Below are 21,909 nucleotides of genomic sequence, written 5' to 3' on the forward strand. Positions count from 1 at the left end.
CCCTCCGGGCAGAAGCCCGAATATCCGGGCTCTTCAGGACGTGTGCAAAACGCAGATCAAGACCTCAGGCAATCTGTGCCTTGGCGGAGACTTTTTCGAAAGTTGCAGGATCCAGAGCATCCTCTTGGTCGTTGAGCACCTGACGTGGATGATCATTGCCGGGGATGCTGCTGTCGATCAACGCCAGCAGGCTGGCTCCGCGCGGGGTGAGGATGAAGCCGGAGCCATCGCCCTCGTCTGCAGGCCGTGATTGAACGAATGCTCTGTCCAGCAGCGTTGCGAATTCAGTGGTGGCCGAGCTGACGGCGTCGTTCTGCACGTCGTGCAACAAACGCTCAATAAGGTCCCAGTTGTAAGTCATTTTTCTAAACCTCCGTCCAGCATGGATTGATCGCCCATGACATCCAGCCACAGGCATACGACTCAGAAAATGTGACCTGCGGGGTGTGTGACGGTTCAGAGAAGCTGCTGGAAGGTATACAGGCGGTTGTCTGCGCAGAGGGCAAACGAGGGGAAGAACTGATCGTTCCCGCCTGCGCGGGAACGATCATGGCAATCACTCGGCAGCAGGGGCCGGGGTGCTGCGTTTTTTCAGGGGTGCCATGCCGTCCTGGCTGACCAGGTCAGACTTGGGACGGTTGACCGTCTTGCGCTTGGTAGGGCCTTTTGCCGCTACTTTCTTCTTGTCGCCCTTCACATCGGTCTTTTTCTTCTTGACGCCTACCGCCTTGCCCGACGCCTTGACTTTCTTCGGCCCGCCGTAGGTGCCTTTGACTTCCTTGATGACGCGACGCTCGAAGCTCTGCTTGAGGTAGCGCTCGACGCTCGACATCAGGTTCCAGTCGCCATGACAGATAAGCGAGATCGCCAGACCGTCGCTGCCCGCACGGCCGGTACGACCGACGCGGTGGACGTAATCGTCACCGCTGCGTGGCATGTCGAAGTTGATCACCATGTCCAGGCCTTCAACATCAAGACCGCGAGCCGCCACATCGGTCGCGACCATGATCTTCGCACCGCCCTGCTTCAGGCGGTCGATGGCGGCCTTGCGGTCCTTCTGGTCCTTGTCGCCGTGCAGCACGAACGCTTTGTATTCCAGCGCAACCAGACGGCCATACAGGCGGTCGGCCATGGCTTTGGTGTTGGTGAAGATAATGGCTTTCTGGTAGGTCTCGTTGGCCAGCAGCCAGTTCAACACCTGCTCTTTGTGCACGTTGTGGTCAGCAGTGATGATCTGGTGGCGTGTGCCGGAAGCCAGTTCGCTGACGCTGTTCACTTGCAGATGCTGTGGATCCTTGAGCACCTTGCCGATCATTTCCCGCAGGCCGGCACCGCCGGTGGTTGCGGAGAACAGCATGGTCTGCTCGCGGCCGGCGCACTCGCCTGCCAGACGTTCGACGTCTTCGGAGAAGCCCATGTCGAGCATGCGGTCGGCTTCGTCCAGCACCAGCACTTCAACGTGCTTGAGGTCGAGGTTGCCAGCGTTGAGCTGCTCCAGCAGACGACCCGGCGTGCCGATGAGGATGTCCGGAACCTTGCGCAGCATGGCTGCCTGGACCTTGAAGTCCTCGCCGCCGGTGATCAAACCGGCCTTGACGAAGGTGAACTGGGAAAACCGCTCGACTTCCTTGAGGGTCTGCTGAGCCAGCTCACGGGTCGGCAGCAGGATCACCGCGCGAATATCAACGCGAACCTTGGCCGGGCCGATCAGGCGGTTGAGGATCGGCAACACAAAGGCGGCTGTCTTGCCACTACCGGTTTGCGCAGTCACCCGCAGGTCGCGCCCTTGCAGTGCGAGCGGGATGGCGGCCGCCTGCACGGGCGTAGGCTCGACAAATTTAAGCTCGGCCACAGCTTTAAGCAGGCGTTCGTGCAGGGCGAATTCGGAAAACACGGGTGTTACCTCGACGAAAAACAAAAATACAGCTGCATAGCGTAACGGTTTCGAGCGCCGGGGCCGAGTTTCTTTACCACCATAGGTCGATTTTGTTTATCGATAGGCCGATGAACCGCCGCGCAAAGCCACTCGTTCGAACTTCCAGACCCGGTGATCAAGCGCGCCAGATCACGCTGGCAGCAAGATATCCACCACCAACCCACCGCCCGCCCGGTTGCGTGCACCAATCTGCCCGCCATGCATTTCAACGGCCCGAAGTGCGATGGCCAGGCCCAGCCCGAAGCCGTGAGCCGTGTTGTCCAGGCCACGCTCGAATGGCTGAAAGATACGTTGCAGGCACTCTTCATCCACGCCAGGCCCCTGATCGATAACGTTTACGATCAGGCCCGCCGGATGCGCCTGCACGTTGGCAACCACCACCACATCGCTGCCGACGGCAGTGTGGCGAACCGCATTGCGGATCACGTTTTCGAAGGCCAGGTAGAGAAGCTCGCCATCGACCTGCGCCACGAACGACCCCGGGGCCTGCAACCGGACCCGACATTGCTTGAGCCCGGCCTCGAATTCGGCATCTTCGACGATCGCCGCCAGCAGGCTGATGACATCCACCGCCTCTCGCGACAGGCTTTCGGGATGGCTCTGCATGCGCGCCAGCGTCAGCAGCTCTTCAATGAGGGCGTCCATTTTTTCTGACTCACGCTCGACTCGCTCAAGCATGTCCAGCTGGCTGGGCTCCTGACGCAACAGGCCTATGGCGGCGCTCATTCGCGTCAGGGGTGAGCGCAGTTCGTGGGAAATGTCATGCAACAACTGTTGCTGGGAGTCGGCCATGACCTTGAGCTGATTGGCCATGCGGTCGCAATCCTCGGCAAGGTCGACAATTTCGTCACGTCGCCGCCCCATATCGGGCTTCACTCGTGTATCGAATCGACCTCTGGCGACCTTGCCCATCGCCTCGCGCAGCTTCATCAGCGGCGCAACCAGGTAGCTGCTGAGAAACCAGCTGAACAGCGCGCTCATGAACGTGCCGGTGATCAGCGGATTGATATGTGAAGGCCCCTTATTATCAAAATCAGGACGAAGGGTGGAGCGGATGTGCACGGTCGCGCCCTCCCGGGTGTGCACAGCCAGCTCGAAACTCGCAGCGTCCACCGGCTTGCCAGCCAGCAAACGACCCTGATCATCGTAAAGCCCGACCCGATCCTGCCGATCAGGCTGCCAGACATCAAGCAACGCCCGCCCGGCCGGAATGCCGGACTGCTGCAGGAGGCGGACTTCGTTGTCGAGCACGGTACTGAAAGACGGGTCGCCGGGGCCGGAACGGGTAAAGATGAACAGGCCCGCCCCCACCAGAAACGTCAGGCTGGTCGCCAGCCAGAAGGCCAGAAACAGCTTCCAGAACAACCGGCTCGGCCTCATGGCGTAATCAACATGTAGCCCAGATTGCGCACGCTCTGTATCCAGCTCTGGTTATCGTTGCGCGGGCCGAGCTTGTGGCGAATGCTGCTGATGTGCACGTCGATGCTGCGGTCGTAGCGGGCCAGCGGCCGGCCCAGTGCGTTCATCGACAGGTTCTGCTTGCTGACCAGTTGCCCGGCATGGCGCGCCAGTTCTTCGAGCAGGCAGAACTCGTTGCCGGTCAGTTCCAGCGCACGCCCCTGCCAGCGCGCCTCACGCTTGCCCGGCCAGAGGGCCAGCTCGCCAGCATGAAGCACGTCCCTGACCGCGTCGGTCAGCGGCACCGAGCGCACTCTGCGCATGATCGCCCGCAAACGCGCAACCAGCTCGCCCGGCGAACTGGGCTTGGGCACGTAATCATCGGCGCCCAGCTCAAGCCCGGAAATCCGGTCGATGTTGTCGCCGCGCGCCGTCAGGAGAACCACCGGCACCTGGCTTTGCGCGCGAATACGCCTGAGCACTTCGATGCCGGACATGCGCGGCATCATGATGTCGAGCACAACAATGTCGTGACGACCGGACAGCGCTTCGACTTCACCCTCTTCGGCACCGTTGGTGCAGGTCACAGTGAAGCGTTCGCGGGTCAGGTACTGGCTGAGCATGTCCGTCAGTTCCCGATCATCATCGACAAGCAATACGGATGTCATGGCAGTACCTTGATGGTGGTCGCCGATTATCCCGGCGCGGCTGCGGCCTGTCAGCCAGGCCGGTGAATCTTTACCCAACCTTACATTGCGTTAACCGTCCCCAACATCCCCTCCCCCTATGCTGCGCAGCCAACGGCACCCCAGCGTGCGCAGTTTTTCTGGAAAGGGTTTGATGATTTATTCGCGCCTGCTTGTATCGCTCTGCCTGCTATTCAGCGTTCCGCTGGTTTACGCCGACACTTTTGCCATCTCCGACATCCGCGTCAACGGCCTGCAACGGGTGTCCGCCGGCAGCGTGTTTGCTGCACTGCCGCTTAATGTCGGCGATCAGGCAGATGAACAGCGCTTGGCCGACTCTGCCCGCTCATTGTTCAAGACCGGTTTCTTTCAGGACATTGATGTAGCGCGCGACGGCAATGTGCTGGTGATCAATGTAGTAGAGCGCCCGTCCATTGCCAGTATCGAGATCGAAGGCAACAAGGCCATCAGCACCGAAGACCTTATGAAAGGGCTCAAGCAATCCGGGCTCACTGAAGGCGAAATCTTCCAGCGCGCCACGCTGGAAGGCGTGCGCAACGAGTTGCAACGCCAATACGTCGCCCAGGGCCGCTACAGCGCTTCGGTCGAGGCCCAGGCCGTGCCAGCACCGCGCAACCGCATCGCCCTGAAAATCATCATCGATGAGGGCACGGTCGCCTCCATTCAGCACATCAACGTGGTCGGCAACACGGTTTTTTCAGATGAGGAGCTGTCCGACCAGTTTCAGCTCAAGACCAGCAACTGGCTGTCGTTCTTCAAGAACGACGACAAGTACGCCCGCGAAAAACTCTCTGGTGACCTTGAGCGCTTGCGATCCTGGTACCTGGATCGCGGCTACATCAACATGGATATCAATTCGACTCAGGTGTCGCTGACGCCCGACAAGAAGAGCGTGTTCATCACCGTCAATATCACCGAAGGCGCCCGATACACGGTGGCCAGCGTCAAGCTGGGCGGCGACCTGAAAGTGCCGCAAGACCAGCTTGAACAGCTGATATTGGTCAAGCCGGGCCAGGTGTTCTCGCGCAAGGTCATGACCGACACAACCAACCTGATCACCCGCCGCCTGGGCAACGACGGCTATACCTTTGCCAACGTCAATGGCGTGCCAAAGCCCAACGACGCCGACCACACGGTGGACGTCAGTTTCGTGGTCGATCCCGGCAAACGCGCCTACGCCAACCGCATCAATTTCCGGGGCAACACCAAGACTGCCGATGAAGTGCTACGCCGTGAAATGCGCCAAATGGAGGGCGGCTGGGCATCGACTTATCTGATTGACCAGTCGAAGGTACGCCTTGAACGTCTGGGCTTTTTCAAGGAAGTGAACGTCGAGACGCCAGCGGTCCCGGGCACCGACGATCAGGTGGACATCAACTACGCCGTCGAAGAGCAGGCCTCGGGCAACATTACCGCCAGCGTAGGCTTTGCGCAGAGCGCCGGGCTGATACTCGGCGGCTCCATCTCGCAGAACAACATCCTGGGCACCGGCAACTTCGCAAGCCTCGGCATGACGCGTTCCGAGTACCAGACCAAGTACAACTTCGCCTTCACCAACCCGTACTTTACGCCCGACGGCGTCAGCCTGGGCTACAACGTTTTCTACAACGCAACCGACTACAGCAAGTATTACGACGACAGCGATGAAGTTTCTTACTACTCGCTCAACAGCTTGGGTGCCGGGGTCAACCTCGGGTACCCGATCAACGAAACTTCACGCTTGACCTACGGACTGTCAATCCAGCACGACAGCATTGACCCAGGCAGCTACAGCGCCGATGAAATCTACGACTTCATCGAGCGTGAGGGTTCGGAATTCACCAACCTCAAGGCCAGCATCGGCTGGTCGGAATCGACCCTCAACAAGGGTGTGCTGGCCACCCGCGGCCACTCGCAAAGCCTGACCATGACCACCACCGTGCCGGGCAGCGACCTGCAGTTTTACAAGATCGACTACAACGGCCAGACCTTCATGCCGCTCGGCGACACCACCTCGCTGCGCCTGCATACCAAGCTGGGCTACGGCAACGGTTACGGCGACACCGACGGCCTGCCCTTCTACGAAAACTACACCGCAGGCGGGCAGAGCACGGTGCGTGGTTTCAAGGACGGCACACTGGGGCCGCGCAATACGCCGTCTACCGGCACCTACGCCAGCCAGGGGCAGATTTACTATTCTGACCGCGACACCGAGGCGCTGGGCGGCAACATTTTGATTACCGGCGGCATGGAATACCTGTTCCCGATGCCGTTTATCAAGGACCAGAAATCCTTGCGCACGTCACTGTTCTGGGACTTCGGTACGGTCTATTCGGACAAGTGCTACCTGACCACCACGCAGAACTGCGGCAACATCAATATCGACCAGATGGCCAGTTCGGTGGGCGTCGGCGTGACTTGGTATTCGCCACTCGGGCCGCTCAGCTTCGACCTCGCCGTGCCCGTCAAAAAGCCCGAAGACGCCGAGACTCAAGTGTTCCAGTTCTCGCTGGGCCAAACCTTCTGAAACACTGACTTTTAAATCATGAACCAGGCGGTCTTTACCCAGCATTACCCGGCCCGGACCGCGCTTTACATCCAGCCGTTGAATACTGCTCGGCATCCCCCTACAGGTCAGGAGCCGCTACATGAGCAGCCAGGTCAGACAGATTACCCCCGATGTTCAGGAAATTATCCAGCACGCCCTGCGGTCCTTGTTGGGCAAAGGCTTCGTCATCGCGCTGTTCGGCAGCGAAGACGCGACCGGGGCCATGCAGTACCACCTGCGCATCGACCATGACGCCACGGGGCTGGGCATCGAGCACCACGATAACGTTGAAGACGGTTTTATCGACGACATCTTCATGCTGGCCACCCGCATGAAAGCAATGCTCAAGCAACGCGAAACCCTCAGCCGCATGCAGGGCGGCAGCCAGGCGACAGGCCAGGTGCGGCTGCTGACCTGGATCACCGAAGACAACAGCCAGACGGTGCTGCAAACAGCGCAGAAAGCCGGGCGTGAATGTTTGAATGCGTTGCGCGAGCGGCGGATGGCAGGTTGACACCTGGCTGGACGCAGGCCCGGACCGAAACCGCCCGCGCAGCCATTGATGCTTGAGTCTATGAGTGATCGGACAGCCCATCAGGCAGGCAATGTGAAATATTCAACACTGACTTCGGTGCTGTTGTGTCTGTTGCTCGGCGCCCCTGCCAGGGCCGATCATTATCAGGTCGTCACTGAAGAGTGGGCGCCTTACAACTATGAAGAAAACGGCCAGCTCACCGGTATGACCACCGAGATTGTCCGGGCGATCATGGCGGTTACCGGAAACGACTTCAACATCGTGCTGACCTCCAGCATGAGGGCGAGTCATACCTTGCGTACACGGCCCAGAACCATCATGTATTCCATGTTTCGCACGCCGGAGCGCGAGGCGTTGTACAAATGGGTCGGCCCGATTGTGGAAGAGTCGATACACCCTTATCAGTTGGCAACGGCGGCGCCGGTCACCTCCCTGGAACAACTGCTGCACGCGCCGCAGATCACCACGCGATCTGCGGGCCTGCTGCCCGACATGCTGCAATCACTGGGCTTTAAAAACCTCGATAAAAGCGCCACGGAAAACGTCCAGTTCTACCGCATGCTGCAGAACGGCCGCACCGCAATCATCATCGGCGATACCGATGCGGGGGTGACCTACCAGAGCCGACAATTGGGCATTGCCCCCGGCACGTTGCGACAGATACCCATCGAGCTGTACCGCTCCTCGCTGTACATCGCCTTCAGCCGCGACTGTGATGACGAACTGGTAGCCTCCTGGACCAGAGCGCTGGAGACACTGCGCCAATCGGGGGAACTGGAGCGTATTCAGCGAAGGTATGAGCAGCCTGTGGAGCAGTGATTGATGAGCAGCGCTCATCTTCACATGTACGCCCACACAGACAAGAAATCGCCTCACGCCCGGTATGCTTGTGCCACAGCACTCACCGGGTACAAAGCCATTACAAAAGCACGATTGCGACACTCGAAACCGCAGGTATTTGCAGGCCTGAGGTTATCAATCTGCCTGGGTTGCAGCGTCCTGATGCCACTGATGCCGCAAACGACGTTCGCGCAACAGCAAACGCCCTCAAACGGTCAGGAGCGCGGTATGAATATCAGCATGCTTGCCGGCGACAAGGTCGTCATGTTTCATCTGGAAGACAGCGCAACAACCAGAGACTTCGTTGCGATGCTGCCACTTGAACTCACGCTGGAAGACTACGCCGCCACCGAGAAGATCGGCACACTCCCACGCAAGTTGGACGTGAGCGGTACAGCGGCTGGCAGCACGCCGGTCCAGGGCGATATTGCCTATTACGCGCCGTGGGGCAATCTGGCGATTTACCACAAAGGCTTTGAATACTCGCCGGGGCTGGTGAGGCTGGGCAGAATCGAATCAGGCATTGAAACCATTCGAAAGCCAGGCGCTGTGGCGGTCAGATTTGAAGTCACAAAAGACTGAAAACGAAAAAAGGCCCTGCGGTTGCAGGGCCTTTGGAAGTGCTCTGGTTACTGCCTGATTACTTCAGGTTCTTCTTGAAGAACTCACCCAATGTGTCGAACGGGATGAGATCGACGCGATCGTAGAGATCCACATGCCCAGCACCCGGCACAATAATCAGTTGCTTGGGCTGGCCGGCCAGTTTGTAGGCTTCTTCACTGAACTCCAGCGAGTGTGCAGCCGAACCCGCGATGAACAGCATGGGCCGTGGCGATATCGTTAAACGGGTAGAAGTTCATGAACTTGACGTTGCTGGTCAGCGTCGGGTGGGTGGTCAGTTCAGGCGACTGGCCTTCAGGCGTGAACTCGCCCCGTGGCGTGCGATAGAAGTCATAGAACTCACGTTCGATTGGGCCGGACTTTTCAGTCAGCTTGTGCACGGTGCCGCTAGTGTATGCAGTGTCGCCGCCGCTGAATTCCACATCGCGCTGCAGTGCCGCCTGCCCGATGGTTTTCTTGCGCTGCGCCAGGGTCTGCGCATGTTTCAGGCCATTGCGATTGGCGGCGCCCATGTCGTACATACTGACGGTGGCGATGGCTTTCATGCGCGGGTCGATCTTCGCGGCACTGATGACAAAGCTGCCGCTGCCACAGATACCCACTACGCCGATGCGGTTCTTGTCCACAAACGTCTGGGTGCCGAGAAAGTCCACGGCGGCACTGAAGTCTTCGGCATAGATGTCCGGTGAAACAGCGTTGCGCGGCAGGCCTTCACTTTCGCCCCAGAACGACAGGTCCAGCGACAGCGTTACAAAGCCCTGCTCGGCCAGTTTCTGCGCATAGAGGTTGGCGCTTTGCTCTTTCACGGCACCCATCGGATGGCCGACGATGATTGCCGGCGCTTTTGTAGTCGGATCAGAGCCTTTGGGGATGAACAGGCTGCCGCCAACTTTCATCTTGTACTGATTAGTGAACAACACTTTTTGCGCAGTGACTGTGTCGCTTGTGTAGAAATTATCGGCACCGTGAGACATGTCTGCTCCTATCGCAGAATAGGAGCTTATTAACAGCCCAAACATCAAAAGAAACTTTTTCATGGAGCGTTCCCCTCATTGAATGATTGACCAGCGTGGTTTTGTTAAGCGCTTACGTGTGGCGTTGTTGATCAGTGCGAGCGTTAAGTCGTGCCGCCCCGGCCAGCACAGCCGAACCCGCCAGCACCACGCCACCGAACGCGAACGGGCTCCACCAGCCGAGGTTGTCGAACAGCGCACCGCCGACGCCCGCACCCGCCGTGATTGCCATCTGAATGGTTGCCACCATCAGCCCGCCGCCTGCCTCCGCATCGTCGGGCAGTGCTCTGCTCAACCACAGGCCCCAGGCAACAGGTGCTGGCGTGGCGATCAGCCCCCAGGCGGCAAGCACGGCGGCGACGGCCAGCGGCGAGTGGCCCAGGCCGGTGAGTGCCACAGCAAGAACGGCCATCACCAGCGGAATCGCGATCAGGCAGGCATAGATGCGTTTTTGCAGCAGCCCGCCAATCAGGTAAGTCCCGAGCAACCCGCTGGCACCCAGCAACAGCAGCATCAGCGACAGGGTGGTGACGCTGACGCCGGTGACCTCTTCCAGAAACGGGCGCAAGTAGGTGAAGACGGCGAACTGGCCCATGAACAGCAGCATGATGGCGGCCATGCCAATGGCGATCTGCGGAGTGCGCAGCAGTTGAAACGGGTTGCGCGCCCGACCGCTCGGCGCGTTGTTCATCGCCGGAAGGCTCAACCACTGCCAGGCGAAGGCCAAAGCGGCGAGCGGGATAACCAGAAAAAACGCGCCACGCCAGCCAATGTATTGGCCCATGAAACTGCCCAGCGGCGCAGCCACGGTGGCCGCCAGTGCGTTACCGCCGTTGATCAGCGCCAGGCCCTTGGCGACGGATTCTTTGGGCACCAGTCTCATCACGGTCGCCGTGGACATCGACCAGAAGCCGCCGATGGCGACCCCGAGCAATGCGCGGCCGGTCACGAACACCCAGCCGCTGGACGCCAGCGTGACGATCACCCCGGACACCAGCAACAACAGGCTGAAGCCCAGCAGGACATGCTTGCGGTCAAGATGCCCGGTCAACGAGGTGTTCAGCAGACTGGTCAATACGGCAAAAAAGCCGGAAATCGAAATTGCCTGCCCGGCCTGGCCCTGGCTGATGCCGAGATCCTGCGCGATCGGTGTCAGCAGGCTGACCGGCATGAACTCCGACGCAATCAGCACCACCACACACAGGGCCATGGAAAACACGGCGCCCCAGGCAGGCGGGTGAGCCGTTGTCGTCGTCTGCTGCGGGGTTGATTCAAATGCGTTCATGCGTCACTGACCTGGGGAATTGCAAAATAGTCGGCACAGGTTAGGGCAAAGGGATTAGGATGATTAGATAGCGCAATCCCCACGCGATTGTGAGAGATATTCAGCAATGAGCACACCCAAACTCAACGATCTGCAAGCCTTCCTACTGGTTGCGCGGGAGCAGAGCTTTACCAAGGCCGCCATCAAACTGGGTATCACGCCCTCGGCCCTGAGCCACACAATGCGAGCGCTTGAAGAGCGCATGGGCCTGCGCCTGCTGGCCAGAACCACACGCAATGTGGCCCCCACCGAAGCTGGCGAACAGTTGATGCGCTCGATAGGGCCGCTGCTGGATCAGATCGCCGCAGAAGTCGAAGTCTTGGGCGAGCTGCGCGACAAACCCGCTGGCACCATCCGCATCACCTGTTCCGATGACGCCGCAGAAGGCATCCTTCGGCCCATGCTGGCGGGGTTTCTTGCGCAGTACCCGGATATCCAGATCGAGGTCTGTATCGACTACGGCTTCACCAACATTGTCAGCGAACGTTTCGACGCGGGCATTCGCCTGGGTGAATCCATCAGCAAGGACATGATCGCCGTGCGTCTGGGGCCGGACTGGCGCTTGTCAGTGGTCGGGGCGCCTGGCTACTTCGAGAACCATCCCGTGCCGCTGCAACCCCAGGACCTGACTCAGCACACCTGCATCAACATCCGTCACTCCCCGAACGGCAGTTGCTATGCCTGGGAGTTCGAAAAAGACAGCCGCAAACTGAACATCCGGGTCAATGGCCAGTTCACGTCCAACAGCATGATCCACGTCCTCAACGCCGCACTCGACGGCGTGGGCCTGGCCTACGTGCCGATTTCACTGGCCCAGCCGCACATCGAAAGCGGCCGCCTGAAAGAAGTACTGGTGGACTGGAGCCCGTACTTTGAAGGCTTTCATTTGTATTACCCGAACCGGCGTCAGGCGTCGCCGGCGTTTACAGCGTTTGTCGAGGCGGTGAGGTATCGCGGCTAGCAGGTCGTTTTACTGCGCAGCCTTTATAGCCTCTGCGACCTTGTTCAGCGAGCCTTCGGCAGGCTCGGCGAGCAGTTTAAGTTCGGTTGTTTTGCCGCGCACAATCACTTGCATGCCGGTTGGCGCGCCCTGCGCATCGCCCACAATCCGGTAAGTGGTGTCACCGCGCACGAAGCTCAATGTGTGAGTGGCTTCGTCGTACTTCAATTGCTCACCTTCGGCCTGGGGATACACCAGCCCGACCAGATTCTTGCTGTCCACTGCGGCGTAATAAACCGGCTCCGCAAACTCGGAGCGAAACAGAACAATCCGTTTGCCGGACGGCGCAAGCCTGAACGACAAGAGCGTTTCACGCACTTCGTCTTCTTCCCAGACAATGCGGGTGGTGTAGGTCATTTTTCCATTCTGATTGCGGCCCTCCGTTTCAGTCGGCAGCCCCGACCCGCCGGTGTGTTCAATGACTGTTTGCGTCTCCAGAACCGGCTCACCGTTATGGATGCCGTAAGTGGACATCTGGTGCCAGCAGCAACCGCTTTTGGTCATGGTCTCGACCGTGCGGGTTTTCTCATCCACGCTGAACAGGCCGCAGTTGCTCTGCGCCAGTTCAGTAAACGAATCGCTGTGCCGGAAACTATCGGCCGTGCCGAGAAAGACCTGATACGAGGGGCCGTGATAGCAGCTGTTCTGACCGTCCATCAAGGCCAGGTCCTTAATGCCATCGAAGTTGAAATCCTGATAGATCAGTACGCTCTGCTCGCCATAAGGCAACTCGTGCACGTTGGTTTTGACCTCGCCGGTTTTCGGGTCAGTGCCAAGCACCAGCTCATCGGACTGCACGCGGATCAAGGCGTTGCCGCTGGCCTTGTCGTAAACGTTGATGACGCCGGGACGAAACACGTCGTCCTTGGCGGAAATTTCCAGCGTGGCCCGGTATCGATCAGAAAAGTCCTGCAAGGTGTAGCTGTCCCTGGTCGCGCCCGCAAAGCCTGCTGCGTCCATCCCACCGTAGGTCGCCGGCGTACCGGCCGCACTGGCCAGCGTAGACGAGGCCAACCCGACAAGTACCCACAAGGCCTGCAACCCGAGACGTGAGTCGCAGCGTTGAACGATGGATAAGTGCAAGACGCAACTCCCTTGATAATGAGTGATGAGTGTACTTCAGCCGACCAGCCTATTAGTGAATGGTGTTCACAGGGCCAGGCAAGTATCTCTGGCTAATCAACGGCCGGCCAGTGCCATAGAGTGGTGCTCTATCCTTCTTGTTGAGAAGAAAAAGATGACAGACGTAACAGTAGTCATTGGCGCGGGATCGATCGGCCAGGCCATCGCTCGGCGTGTCAGTGCCGGCAAGCATGTTGTGCTGGCTGACCTGCGACAGGAAGCCGCTGATGCTGCCGCAAAAGTGTTGAGCGATGCAGGTTTTGGCGTGACGACCTGTGTGGTGGATGTTTCATCAAGAGAATCGGTTCAAGCGCTCGTCGCGACAGCGTCGGCTATCGGCACTGTCACCGGGGTCATTCACGCAGCGGGCGTGTCACCCTCGCAGGCGGCACCGGCCACCATTCTTCGGGTCGACCTGTACGGAACCGCGCTGGTGCTGGAGCTGTTCGGCAACGTGATTGCAAAAGGCGGTTCGGCAATCGTCATCGCCTCGCAGTCAGGTCATCGCTTGCCCGCACTGACCGCCGAACAGAACAAGGCCCTGGCGTTGACCCCGGTTGAAGAACTTCTCGCGTTGCCGATGCTGCAGCCGGATCAAGTGACCGACCCGCTGAACGCTTACCAGTTGTCCAAACGCGGCAACTCGCTGCGCGTGGCTGCGCAGGCTGTTCAATGGGGCAAGCGCGGTGCGCGTGTCAATACGATCAGCCCGGGCATTATCTTCACCCCCCTGGCCCGTGATGAACTCAATGGCCCGCGTGGAGACGGGTATCGCCGCATGATCGAATCGTCTGCAGCCGGACGCGGCGGTACGCCGGATGAAGTCGGCGCTGTCGCGGCACTGCTCATGGGGCCTGAAGGGACATTCATCACCGGCAGCGACTTCCTCATGGACGGCGGCGTGACTGCTCAATATTGGTATGGCGATGACCAATAGCGCTACGCGCTGACCGGCGTGGCTTTATTCCTGCTGGCGCACCCAGTCGCGTAGCGCTTCGGCGAACATGCGCAAGGCCATAGGCGGGTGGCGGTTGGCCGGGTAATAAAGGCATGCGCCGGTATAGCGAGGCCCCCAGTCAGGCAGCAGATGAACCAGCCGCCCGGCCTGCAAGTGCTCGGCGACCTGATGTTCGGGCAGCCACGCGATGCCGATGCCCGCCAGCGCGGCTTCTGCCACCAGATTAATGTTGTCCATGGTCATGGGCCCATCGACATCGATGCTGGCCGAGCGGCCCAGATGATCGAGATCCCAGCGAAACAGCGTGCCACTGGCAAAGCGAAAGCGAATGCAGCGGTGCGCCTTGAGGTCATGGGGTGTCGTCACGGAGGCCGGATGACGGCTCAGGTACTCAGGCGACGCCACAGCGGCAAAGCGTATGTCCGGGCCGAAGCGCACGGCGATCATGTCGCGCGGCACATCGTCAAACAGCCGGATACCTGCATCAAACCCGTCTGCGACGATATCAACCAGGCGACTGTCCGCCACACACTCAATATGGATCTGCGGATTGTCTTTCAAAAAGCGGGGCATGACGTGGCGTATCAACAGCTTGAAGGACGACTCGGACGCGCTCAGACGTATCAGGCCCGACGGCGTGTTGCGCTCGGAAGTGACGTCATTGACCGCACATTCCAGATCGCCCAGCAGCGGCTGCACACGCCGAAAAAGCTGCTCCCCCGCCTCCGTCAAGGCAACCGAGCGGGTTGTCCGGTTGAACAACCGCAATTCAAGACGCGACTCAAGCCCGCGCATGGAATGGCTCAGCGCCGACGGCGAGACACCCAGCATCCGCGCAGCGCCGCTGAAACTGCGTTGCTCGGCGATGGCGACAAAAGCAGTCAACTCAGGAAGCCCGGCACGGATCATTAGTGAATACCCTTCAACTACCTATTAAGCAATGTGCCAATTGTTGAGCCCGGCACAGGAATTTAAAGTGTACCCGTCAGTTACAGCTTTGCGAAGGAGATGAAACATGCAGAAACGTCATTTGGGAAAAAGCGGTCTGGAAGTGTCCTCCATCGGCCTGGGCTGCATGGGCCTGAGTTTCGCCTACGGCCCGGCGATGGAAAACAAAGCCCCCATTACCCTGATTCGTGATGCTTTCGACAAGGGCGTCAATTTCTTCGACAGCGCAGAGGCCTGCGGGCCTTACACCAACGAAACCTTGCTGGGCGAAGCGCTGGCCCCGATGCGTGATCAGGTGGTGATAGCAACCAAGTTCGGTTTCAAGAATGGCGTGCCGGGTGAAGGCCTGGACAGCCGACCCGAGACGATCAAGGCCGTTGTCGAAGCGTCGCTGGCGCGGTGAAACAACTGGTAGAGGAAGGCAAGGTGCTGCACTTCGGAATGTCCGAAGCAGGGCCTGACGCGATACGCCGCGCGCATGCCGTGCTGCCGGTTGCGGTGCTGCAAAGCGAGTACTCGCTGTGGTGGCGTGAGCCGGAAGAACAGATCCTGCCGGTACTGGAAGAACTCGGGATCGGTTTCGTGCCCTTTAGCCCGCTGGGCAAAGGCTTTCTGACCGGTGCTATCGACGCGGATACACAGTTCGCAGACGACGATTTCCGCAATCAGGTCCCACGCTTCTCCGAAGAGAATCGCAAGGCCAATGCGAAGCTGGTGGAGGTGCTGGGGCAGATCGCCGAAGGCAAGGGCGCAACCCGGGCTCAGGTTGCCCTGGCCTGGCTGCTGGCGCAGAAGCCCTGGATCGTGCCGATTCCGGGCACCACCAAACTGAGTCGGCTGGAAGAGAACATTGGCGCGGCCAGCCTTTTTCTGAGCAGCACCGACCTGGCCGCCATTGCCACGGCACTCGAGCAGATCAAGGTTGTCGGTGATCGCTACCCCGCCCACTTGCAGAAGAACGTCAATCGCTGACGCTCAACCTGTTCGCACAACGCCAGCGCCCGAACCTGGGCGCTGGCGTTCGTATTCGTGTTGTGCCTTGTGGAATTCCGGAGCCCGACTGCCTGACGCCGTTCAGGCGTACTCCGATGTCGAAGCGCCCATCAGGCGTGAGCGCTAAAGCCATTGCCAGCACTCGGAAACACTACTTCGCCGCAGCCGTGTTCGCCTGGGCTATACGTACCTGATCCCCCATTGCCAACCCATCGGGCGGGTTGGCAATGACCTGATCGGCCTGACTGACAGCACCGTCGACAAGCTCGATGTAGGTGCCGTGATCGCGGGCCACCTGCACCTGTTTCAACTGCACGGCTCCAGCACCATCCACAGTTGCCACCTGCACACCGACCTTGCCGACGATCAGCGCGCCGGGTGGCAGGCTGAGGGTGGTAGGTACACGCGTGCCGGAAAACTGCACCGTGGCAAACGACCCCGGTAGCAGCTGACCGCTTTCATTGTCGACACTCAACTGGACGCGCATCGCGCCGGATTCCATATCGACCGCCTGGGCCAACGATTGTACGGTGGCGTCGAAGGTCTTGCCGGGATGCTCAGGGACGCTGAGGCTGGCGCGAGCACCGACTTTCACCCAGGCGAGCTGACGTTGAGGAACGCTGACATAAACACGCAGCCGACTCACATCGGAGACCACGAATAATTCGCTCCCGGATGCTGTGCCGACGTTTATCAGCGCGCCGACATCGGTGTTGCGGGCAGTCACTATGCCGTCAAATGGTGCCACGATCCGGGTGTAGCGCTGCAGCGCCTGAAGCCGATCGACATTGGCCTGGGCCTCGTTGACCCGCGACCGTTTGGTGGTCAGATCGCCAAGGCGCTCTTCAACGTCCTGCAGGGCCACCGCCTCACTCTCACGCAGCAGCTCCCAGCGTTTGGCCGTGGTGCTGGCCAACGCCGCCTCGCTGCGGGACGTCGCCAGTTCTGCGCGGGCCTGACGCAACTGCTGATCAAGGTCCGGGGCGTCTATTTCGGCCAGAAGCTGACCCGCCTTGACCGCTGACCCAATGTCCGTGTCCCAGCGTTTCAGATAGCCACTGACCCGCGCATAAAGCGGCGCGCGCGACCACGCCTCGATACGCCCCGGCAGCTGCAAGGAGGCGGGGGCTACCAGGCCGGGCACCACCAGAGCGACCGTGGCGATGCGTTTGCGCTCGGCAATCTGCTCCAGTTGATCGGCGTGTGAATGGCGACTGGCAATGCCCACAACGACGATGATGCCGGCAGTGGTGACTGCGCCGAGGGTGAACAGCAAGCGGCTGGTCGCGCTGAAGTGTGCGGGGGCTTTGACAGGCATATCAGGTTGCTCCAGAAACAAGGTGCTGCGTGGGCGCAGTACGCAGATCGTTACGGTGAGCCAGGCTGAACAGCACCGGTACAAACAACAGGGTCGCGACGGTCGCAAACAACAAACCGCCAATCACTGCACGGCCCAGCGGAGCATTCTGTTCACCCCCCTCGCCCATGCCCAACGCCATGGGCAACATGCCGAGCATCATCGCCAGTGCGGTCATCAGCACTGGGCGCAAGCGTGCGATACCCGCTTGCAGCGCTGCGGCCGTTGCATCCCCCAGCTCTTGCAGGCGTTCGCGGGCAAAGCTGATCACCAGCACACTGTTGGCCGTGGCCACGCCCATGCACATGATCGCGCCGGTCAATGCGGGCACCGACAATGTGGTGCCTGTGGCGAAGAGCATCCAGACGATCCCGGCGAGCGCTGCGCACAGACCTGAAACAATCACGGCCGGATCGATCCAGGATTGAAAGTTGACCACGATCAACAGGTAGATCAGTACCACCGCACCGAGCAGGCCGTACAGCAGCCCCGAGAACGCACGTTCCATGGTCTGCACCTGCCCCATCAGGTTGACCGTGCTGCCTCGCGGCACCTCATCGGTCGTTTGCGCGATGATTCGGCGAATGTCTTTGGCAACCGAGCCAAGGTCACGATCCTGAGTGGCTGCGTGAATCTGCACCATCGGCTGGACGTTGTACTGGCTGACCATGCCACTGCCGGTGGTTCGCTCGAAATCGGCTACCGCGCCGAGCGTCGTGACATTCGCGGTGCTGCCATTGCCCACCGGCAGGTTCGCCAACGCTGACAGCGAGTCCAGCTTTGGCTGTGGCGTTTGCAGCACAATCGGGTAGCTCACACCGTTGGCGGGGTTGAGCCAGTACGTCGGCGCAACCTGGCTGCTCCCCGCCAGGCTGACGACCAGGCTATTGGTCACATCACGGGTGGTCAGGTCGAGCAGTCCGGCCTGCGTGCGATCCAGGTCAACGTTGAAGACCGGGGCCTTGTTCGATTGCAGAATGCGCGCATCCGCCAGGCCCGGCACCGTGCGGATTCGCTTGAGCAATTGCTGCGCATAGGCGAAGTTCGCGTCTACGTTGTTGCCACGAATCTGGATGTCGATAGGCGCAGGGGCACCGAAGTTGAGAATCTGACTGACGATGTCCGCTGGCGGGAACGAAAAGGTGCTGTCCGGAAATCGCTCAGGCAATACCTCGCGCAGTGTCTTCACGTAATCGGCAGTAGGCTGATGACCGGAACGTAAAGCGATCTGAAAATCGCCATCCTGAGAACCCATGACCCCGGTGTTGTTGTAGGTCAGGTTGATGTTGCTCGGCGGCAGACCGATGTTGTCGACCAGCGTGGTGATTTCTTCGGCGGGTATAACGCCCCGTATTGCCTCCTCTATTTGTGCGAAGCGCGAAGCGGTCTCTTCCACGCGAGTGCCCACGGGCACACGCACATGCATCAGGACCTGCCCCGAATCGACGGTGGGGAAAAAATTACTGCCAATGAACGGCACCAGTCCGAACGACAGCATCACCACCACCATGAACCCCAGGAGAAATGTCTTGCGACGGCGCAATGCACTTTCGAGCACCTGCTGATAGCGCTGGCGCAATTGCTCGAAACGGCCCTCGAACCCCCTCTGAAAACGCACCAGCGGATTGCGTGAAACCGGCAGCGGCTCGTGGCTTGGCGGGTGCGGCTGGAGCAGATACCTGGCCATGGTTGGCACCAGGGTTCTGGACAGAATGAACGAGCAGATCATGGCAAAGATCACCGCCTCGGCCATGGGCACGAACAGGTATCGCGAAACGCCCTCAAGAAAGAACATCGGAACGAAGGCGATACAGATGCACAACAACGACACGAAAGCTGGCGTGACGATCTGGCGAGCACCGTCCAGAATCGCGGTCTCGACATCCTTGCCCTGCTCCAGGTGCCAGTTGACATTCTCGATGGTCACCGTCGCGTCATCCACCAGAATGCCGATGGCCAACGCCAGCCCGCCAAGCGTCATCAGGTTAAGGGTCTCGCCCAGCGCCGCCAGAATGATCAACGAACCCAGAATCGCCAGCGGAATCGACACCGCAATGATCAACGTCGAGCGCCAACTGCCGAGGAACAACAGGATCATCACGCTGGTCAGCGCGGCGGCAATGGCACCTTCCAGCACCACGCCTTTGATCGCTGCGCGCACGAACAGCGACTGGTCGTTGATGGGCTGAACGTTCAGCGCTTCTGGCCAGCCAGGTTTCAGGGTCTCGATCTGCGCGCGAATACCATCGACGATGGCCAGGGTGGAGGCCGATCCATTCTTGAGCACCGACATCAACACCGAACGGCTGCCGTCGACATGAACGATATTGGTTTGCGGCGCATTGCCGTCATGTACATCGGCAACATCGCGCATGTAGATCATGCTGCCGTTCACGACCTTGATCGGCAGCAACCCCAATTCGTCGATGGCCGAAGGCGCGCCGTTCAGTTGAAGGGTGTACTCAAACTCACCGATCTTCTGCGTGCCGATGGGCACCAGAATGTTGTGGGCCGCAAGCGCGGAAGACACATCCTGAGCCGACAGCCCCCGGGCCTGAAGGGCCTCGGGATTGACGTCAATCTGCACCTGCCGTTGTTTGCCGCCGTAAGGCAACGGCATCACCACACCGGGCACCGTGATCAAAGGCGTTCGGACGGTATTCATGCCCAGATCGAACAGTTGCTGCTCCGACAAACCCTCACCTGAAAGTGCCAGTTGCAGAATCGGCACCGTCGCAGCGTTGTAGTTGAGGATCACCGGGGGCTGAATACCGGCAGGCATCTGCCGCAATGCGACCTGCGACGCAGCGGTTATCTGCGCGTTTGCGACAGCAATGTCCACGCCCGGCTGGAAGAATATCTTGACCACTCCGACGCCTGGATAGGTATTGGATTCTATGTGTTCGATGTCATTGACCGATGCGGTCAGCAGGCGCTGAAAGACTGTGGAAATACGCCCTGCCATCTGGTCTGGCGGTAGCCCCGTGTACTGCCAGGCCACGGCAATTACGGGAATACGAATTTCCGGAAAAATATCCGTCGGCGTACGCAACGCGGTCAGCGGACCGACAATCAAGACCAGCAAGGCCATGACGACAAAGGTATAGGGGCGACGCAAGGCCACCATCACGGTACGGATCAGCACGGGCGGCTCCGGTTTCTTGATCGGCGAAAGGCGAGTTCAGTTCAGTTCGGGGCGTCAGTTGCCGGAAGCTACAGTGGCCAGAGAGACGAAGCTGCCGAAGCTGAGGCTCGCGCCGGTGTCGATCAGGTAATCGAGCAACTGCATCATTGGCGCTTCATCGAAAGACCGGGTCATCAAAGATTCACTTTCCCAGTAACCTGTAAGCCGCCAGAGCCCCGGCTCTCGCGGGCTGCGCGTCAATGTGTAATCGAGGCATCCGCAAGCGGCCTGAAGGCCGTCGATGTAAGTCCGGGCGGTCTGCGCAAACGTCGAGTCCAACGGCTCGACCAGGCGTATTTCAATGGTATTGATGCATTCGGTAGCCATCGGCTGATCCTGCTTGATTGGCTCGGCGCGAATCTAACTGCCGTCAGACCCAGCGACTACCTCACTGATCCTGCATATGCATGTGAGCCGGGCTCATCAATACGATCAAGCCCGCGTAACTCGCGACGTTGAAGATCAACAACGGGCTTGCCGATACAATTTGAAATCATTGGTCATCGTGTACTTCGTGTTTACAGGCCGCCCCGTGCGGCCTGGTAAATGTTCTAATCACGCCCCCTCTTCACTCTCGGGCTTCGGGTTTCATGGATATTCAATCGCTTTGGCTTCGCACTCAGGAACTATGGGGCATGCTCGACCAGCATCCGTGGGTGCGCACCGGGCTGGCGCTGATCCTGTTGCTGACGGCAGCGCTGGTGCTCGGCCGCGTGGCACGCTTTGTGCTGCTGTACACCGTCAGGATGCTCGGTCGTCAGCCGTCGCTGCACTGGATCAACGATTTTCGTCATAACAAGGTTTTCCACCGGCTGGCGCAAATGGTGCCTTCGCTGGTTGTCCAGTTCGGGCTCAACCTGGTGCCCGGCCTGACTGCCACTGGCAAAAACGTCATCGGCAACCTGGCCATGGCGTTCACCATTCTGTTCATGACCCTGGCCATCGGCGCACTGCTCAACGCCCTGCTGGACATCTACGCTCGCACCGAGCACGCCCGCACCCGCTCGATCAAAGGCTACGTGCAACTGTCGAAAATGATCCTCTACGTCTTCGCCACGATCATCATCGTCGCCACACTGATCGACCGCTCGCCGCTGTTGCTGCTGTCCGGCCTCGGCGCCATGTCGGCGGTCATTCTGCTGGTCTACAAAGACACCCTGCTGTCTTTCGTTGCCAGCGTACAGCTGACCAGCAACGACATGCTGCGCGTCGGCGACTGGATCGAAATGCCGCAAGTGGGCGCCGATGGCGACGTGGTGGACATCACCTTGCATACCGTGAAGGTGCAGAACTTCGACAAAACCATCGTCTCCATCCCGACCTGGCGCCTGATGTCCGAGTCGTTCCGCAACTCAATGCAAGCACCGCACTATAACTACTACTAGAACCACAGCCCCCGCGCATCCTTTGGCCTCAGATAGTATATATACTCTAATTTCAACTACT

The 21,909-nt window shown here is 59.6% G+C and carries 16 protein-coding genes and 3 pseudogenes; 8 read left to right on the forward strand and 11 right to left on the reverse strand.

Going from position 1 to position 21,909, the window contains the following annotated elements:
* Positions 1 to 64: 64 nt before the first annotated feature.
* The 4 genes from DW49_RS0100020 to DW49_RS0100035 all read right to left on the reverse strand — a co-directional run bounded on the left by DW49_RS0100020 (position 65) and on the right by DW49_RS0100035 (position 4,002).
* A complete protein-coding gene (locus DW49_RS0100020) occupies positions 65 to 361 on the reverse strand; it encodes a hypothetical protein (RefSeq protein ID WP_024421013.1) in 297 nt (98 codons plus the stop codon).
* A gap of 195 nt (positions 362 to 556) precedes the next feature.
* On the reverse strand, positions 557 to 1,894 hold the full coding sequence (locus tag DW49_RS0100025) for a DEAD/DEAH box helicase (protein ID WP_005616197.1): 1,338 nt from the start codon (positions 1,892 to 1,894) through the stop codon (positions 557 to 559).
* 171 nt (positions 1,895 to 2,065) lie between these two features.
* A complete protein-coding gene (locus tag DW49_RS0100030; protein WP_005616195.1) occupies positions 2,066 to 3,301 on the reverse strand; it encodes a HAMP domain-containing sensor histidine kinase in 1,236 nt (411 codons plus the stop codon).
* An 11-nt stretch (positions 3,302 to 3,312) separates the two neighbouring features.
* The gene (locus DW49_RS0100035; RefSeq protein ID WP_024421012.1) at positions 3,313 to 4,002 is read right to left on the reverse strand and encodes a response regulator transcription factor; all 690 of its coding nucleotides are present in this window, start codon (positions 4,000 to 4,002) and stop codon (positions 3,313 to 3,315) included.
* A 172-nt stretch (positions 4,003 to 4,174) separates the two neighbouring features.
* On the opposite strand from DW49_RS0100035, the gene bamA reads away from it, so the two are divergent.
* The 4 genes from bamA to DW49_RS0100055 all read left to right on the forward strand — a co-directional run bounded on the left by bamA (position 4,175) and on the right by DW49_RS0100055 (position 8,525).
* Positions 4,175 to 6,547, forward strand: coding sequence for an outer membrane protein assembly factor BamA (bamA, locus tag DW49_RS0100040; RefSeq protein WP_024421043.1), 2,373 nt, complete (start codon positions 4,175 to 4,177; stop codon positions 6,545 to 6,547).
* A gap of 121 nt (positions 6,548 to 6,668) precedes the next feature.
* Entirely contained in the window at positions 6,669 to 7,082 is a 414-nt protein-coding gene (locus tag DW49_RS0100045) for a hypothetical protein (protein WP_005616190.1), read from the forward strand.
* Between the two features lie 93 nt (positions 7,083 to 7,175).
* Positions 7,176 to 7,922 (forward strand): substrate-binding periplasmic protein, encoded by a 747-nt coding sequence (locus DW49_RS0100050; protein WP_024420128.1) that lies wholly within the window; start codon positions 7,176 to 7,178, stop codon positions 7,920 to 7,922.
* 249 nt (positions 7,923 to 8,171) lie between these two features.
* Positions 8,172 to 8,525, forward strand: a complete 354-nt coding sequence (locus DW49_RS0100055) for a cyclophilin-like fold protein (RefSeq protein ID WP_024421044.1) — start codon at positions 8,172 to 8,174, stop codon at positions 8,523 to 8,525.
* A gap of 58 nt (positions 8,526 to 8,583) precedes the next feature.
* On the opposite strand, the pseudogene DW49_RS01000000127885 reads toward DW49_RS0100055, so the two are convergent.
* Positions 8,584 to 9,601: pseudogene (locus tag DW49_RS01000000127885) on the reverse strand (alpha/beta hydrolase).
* A gap of 49 nt (positions 9,602 to 9,650) precedes the next feature.
* A complete protein-coding gene (locus tag DW49_RS0100065) occupies positions 9,651 to 10,862 on the reverse strand; it encodes an MFS transporter (RefSeq protein ID WP_005616185.1) in 1,212 nt (403 codons plus the stop codon).
* Between the two features lie 106 nt (positions 10,863 to 10,968).
* Here DW49_RS0100065 and DW49_RS0100070 point away from each other — a divergent pair, with 106 nt between their 5' ends.
* Positions 10,969 to 11,862 (forward strand): LysR family transcriptional regulator, encoded by an 894-nt coding sequence (locus tag DW49_RS0100070; protein ID WP_005616184.1) that lies wholly within the window; start codon positions 10,969 to 10,971, stop codon positions 11,860 to 11,862.
* A gap of 9 nt (positions 11,863 to 11,871) precedes the next feature.
* Here DW49_RS0100070 and DW49_RS0100075 read toward each other — a convergent pair whose 3' ends face one another.
* A complete protein-coding gene (locus DW49_RS0100075) occupies positions 11,872 to 12,984 on the reverse strand; it encodes an XAC2610-related protein (protein ID WP_024420131.1) in 1,113 nt (370 codons plus the stop codon).
* Positions 12,985 to 13,138: 154 nt separating this feature from the next.
* Between DW49_RS0100075 and DW49_RS0100080 the strand changes: the two genes are divergently transcribed.
* Positions 13,139 to 13,960, forward strand: coding sequence for an SDR family oxidoreductase (locus DW49_RS0100080; protein WP_005616182.1), 822 nt, complete (start codon positions 13,139 to 13,141; stop codon positions 13,958 to 13,960).
* A gap of 24 nt (positions 13,961 to 13,984) precedes the next feature.
* Here the strand turns inward: DW49_RS0100080 and DW49_RS0100085 are convergent, their stop codons facing one another.
* Positions 13,985 to 14,890 (reverse strand): LysR family transcriptional regulator, encoded by a 906-nt coding sequence (locus tag DW49_RS0100085; RefSeq protein WP_005616180.1) that lies wholly within the window; start codon positions 14,888 to 14,890, stop codon positions 13,985 to 13,987.
* A 106-nt stretch (positions 14,891 to 14,996) separates the two neighbouring features.
* Here DW49_RS0100085 and DW49_RS01000000127890 point away from each other — a divergent pair.
* A pseudogene (locus DW49_RS01000000127890) lies at positions 14,997 to 15,901 on the forward strand (aldo/keto reductase).
* A gap of 172 nt (positions 15,902 to 16,073) precedes the next feature.
* Here DW49_RS01000000127890 and DW49_RS0100095 read toward each other — a convergent pair.
* Genes DW49_RS0100095 through DW49_RS0100105 form a run of 3 tightly spaced genes read right to left on the reverse strand, consistent with a single transcriptional unit; the run spans position 16,074 to position 20,790 of the window.
* Positions 16,074 to 17,240: an efflux RND transporter periplasmic adaptor subunit gene (locus DW49_RS0100095; RefSeq protein WP_024420132.1), complete on the reverse strand. Its 1,167-nt coding sequence runs from the start codon at positions 17,238 to 17,240 to the stop codon at positions 16,074 to 16,076.
* A 1-nt stretch (position 17,241) separates the two neighbouring features.
* On the reverse strand, positions 17,242 to 20,421 hold the full coding sequence (locus tag DW49_RS0100100; RefSeq protein ID WP_370464034.1) for an efflux RND transporter permease subunit: 3,180 nt from the start codon (positions 20,419 to 20,421) through the stop codon (positions 17,242 to 17,244).
* Between the two features lie 57 nt (positions 20,422 to 20,478).
* The gene (locus DW49_RS0100105) at positions 20,479 to 20,790 is read right to left on the reverse strand and encodes an antibiotic biosynthesis monooxygenase family protein (RefSeq protein WP_005616177.1); all 312 of its coding nucleotides are present in this window, start codon (positions 20,788 to 20,790) and stop codon (positions 20,479 to 20,481) included.
* 263 nt (positions 20,791 to 21,053) lie between these two features.
* Between DW49_RS0100105 and DW49_RS0100110 the strand changes: the two are divergent.
* Positions 21,054 to 21,815: pseudogene (locus tag DW49_RS0100110) on the forward strand (mechanosensitive ion channel family protein); the annotation flags it as partial.
* Between the last annotated feature and the right edge of the window lie 94 nt (positions 21,816 to 21,909).

The organism is Pseudomonas avellanae BPIC 631 (assembly GCF_000444135.1).
Classification (GTDB): Bacteria; Pseudomonadota; Gammaproteobacteria; order Pseudomonadales; family Pseudomonadaceae; genus Aquipseudomonas; species Aquipseudomonas avellanae.

Bases quoted from the DNA above. Each gene is read 5' to 3' on its own strand.
- DW49_RS0100020 (WP_024421013.1), bottom strand. From the start codon at position 361: ATGACTTACAACTGGGACCTTATTGAGCGTTTGTTGCACGACGTGCAG.
- DW49_RS0100035 (WP_024421012.1), bottom strand. From the start codon at position 4,002: ATGACATCCGTATTGCTTGTCGATGATGATCGGGAACTGACGGACATG.
- bamA (WP_024421043.1), top strand. From the start codon at position 4,175: ATGATTTATTCGCGCCTGCTTGTATCGCTCTGCCTGCTATTCAGCGTT.
- DW49_RS0100045 (WP_005616190.1), top strand. From the start codon at position 6,669: ATGAGCAGCCAGGTCAGACAGATTACCCCCGATGTTCAGGAAATTATC.
- DW49_RS0100055 (WP_024421044.1), top strand. From the start codon at position 8,172: ATGAATATCAGCATGCTTGCCGGCGACAAGGTCGTCATGTTTCATCTG.
- DW49_RS0100065 (WP_005616185.1), bottom strand. From the start codon at position 10,862: ATGAACGCATTTGAATCAACCCCGCAGCAGACGACGACAACGGCTCAC.
- DW49_RS0100070 (WP_005616184.1), top strand. From the start codon at position 10,969: ATGAGCACACCCAAACTCAACGATCTGCAAGCCTTCCTACTGGTTGCG.
- DW49_RS0100080 (WP_005616182.1), top strand. From the start codon at position 13,139: ATGACAGACGTAACAGTAGTCATTGGCGCGGGATCGATCGGCCAGGCC.
- DW49_RS0100085 (WP_005616180.1), bottom strand. From the start codon at position 14,890: ATGATCCGTGCCGGGCTTCCTGAGTTGACTGCTTTTGTCGCCATCGCC.
- DW49_RS0100095 (WP_024420132.1), bottom strand. From the start codon at position 17,240: ATGCCTGTCAAAGCCCCCGCACACTTCAGCGCGACCAGCCGCTTGCTG.
- DW49_RS0100105 (WP_005616177.1), bottom strand. From the start codon at position 20,790: ATGGCTACCGAATGCATCAATACCATTGAAATACGCCTGGTCGAGCCG.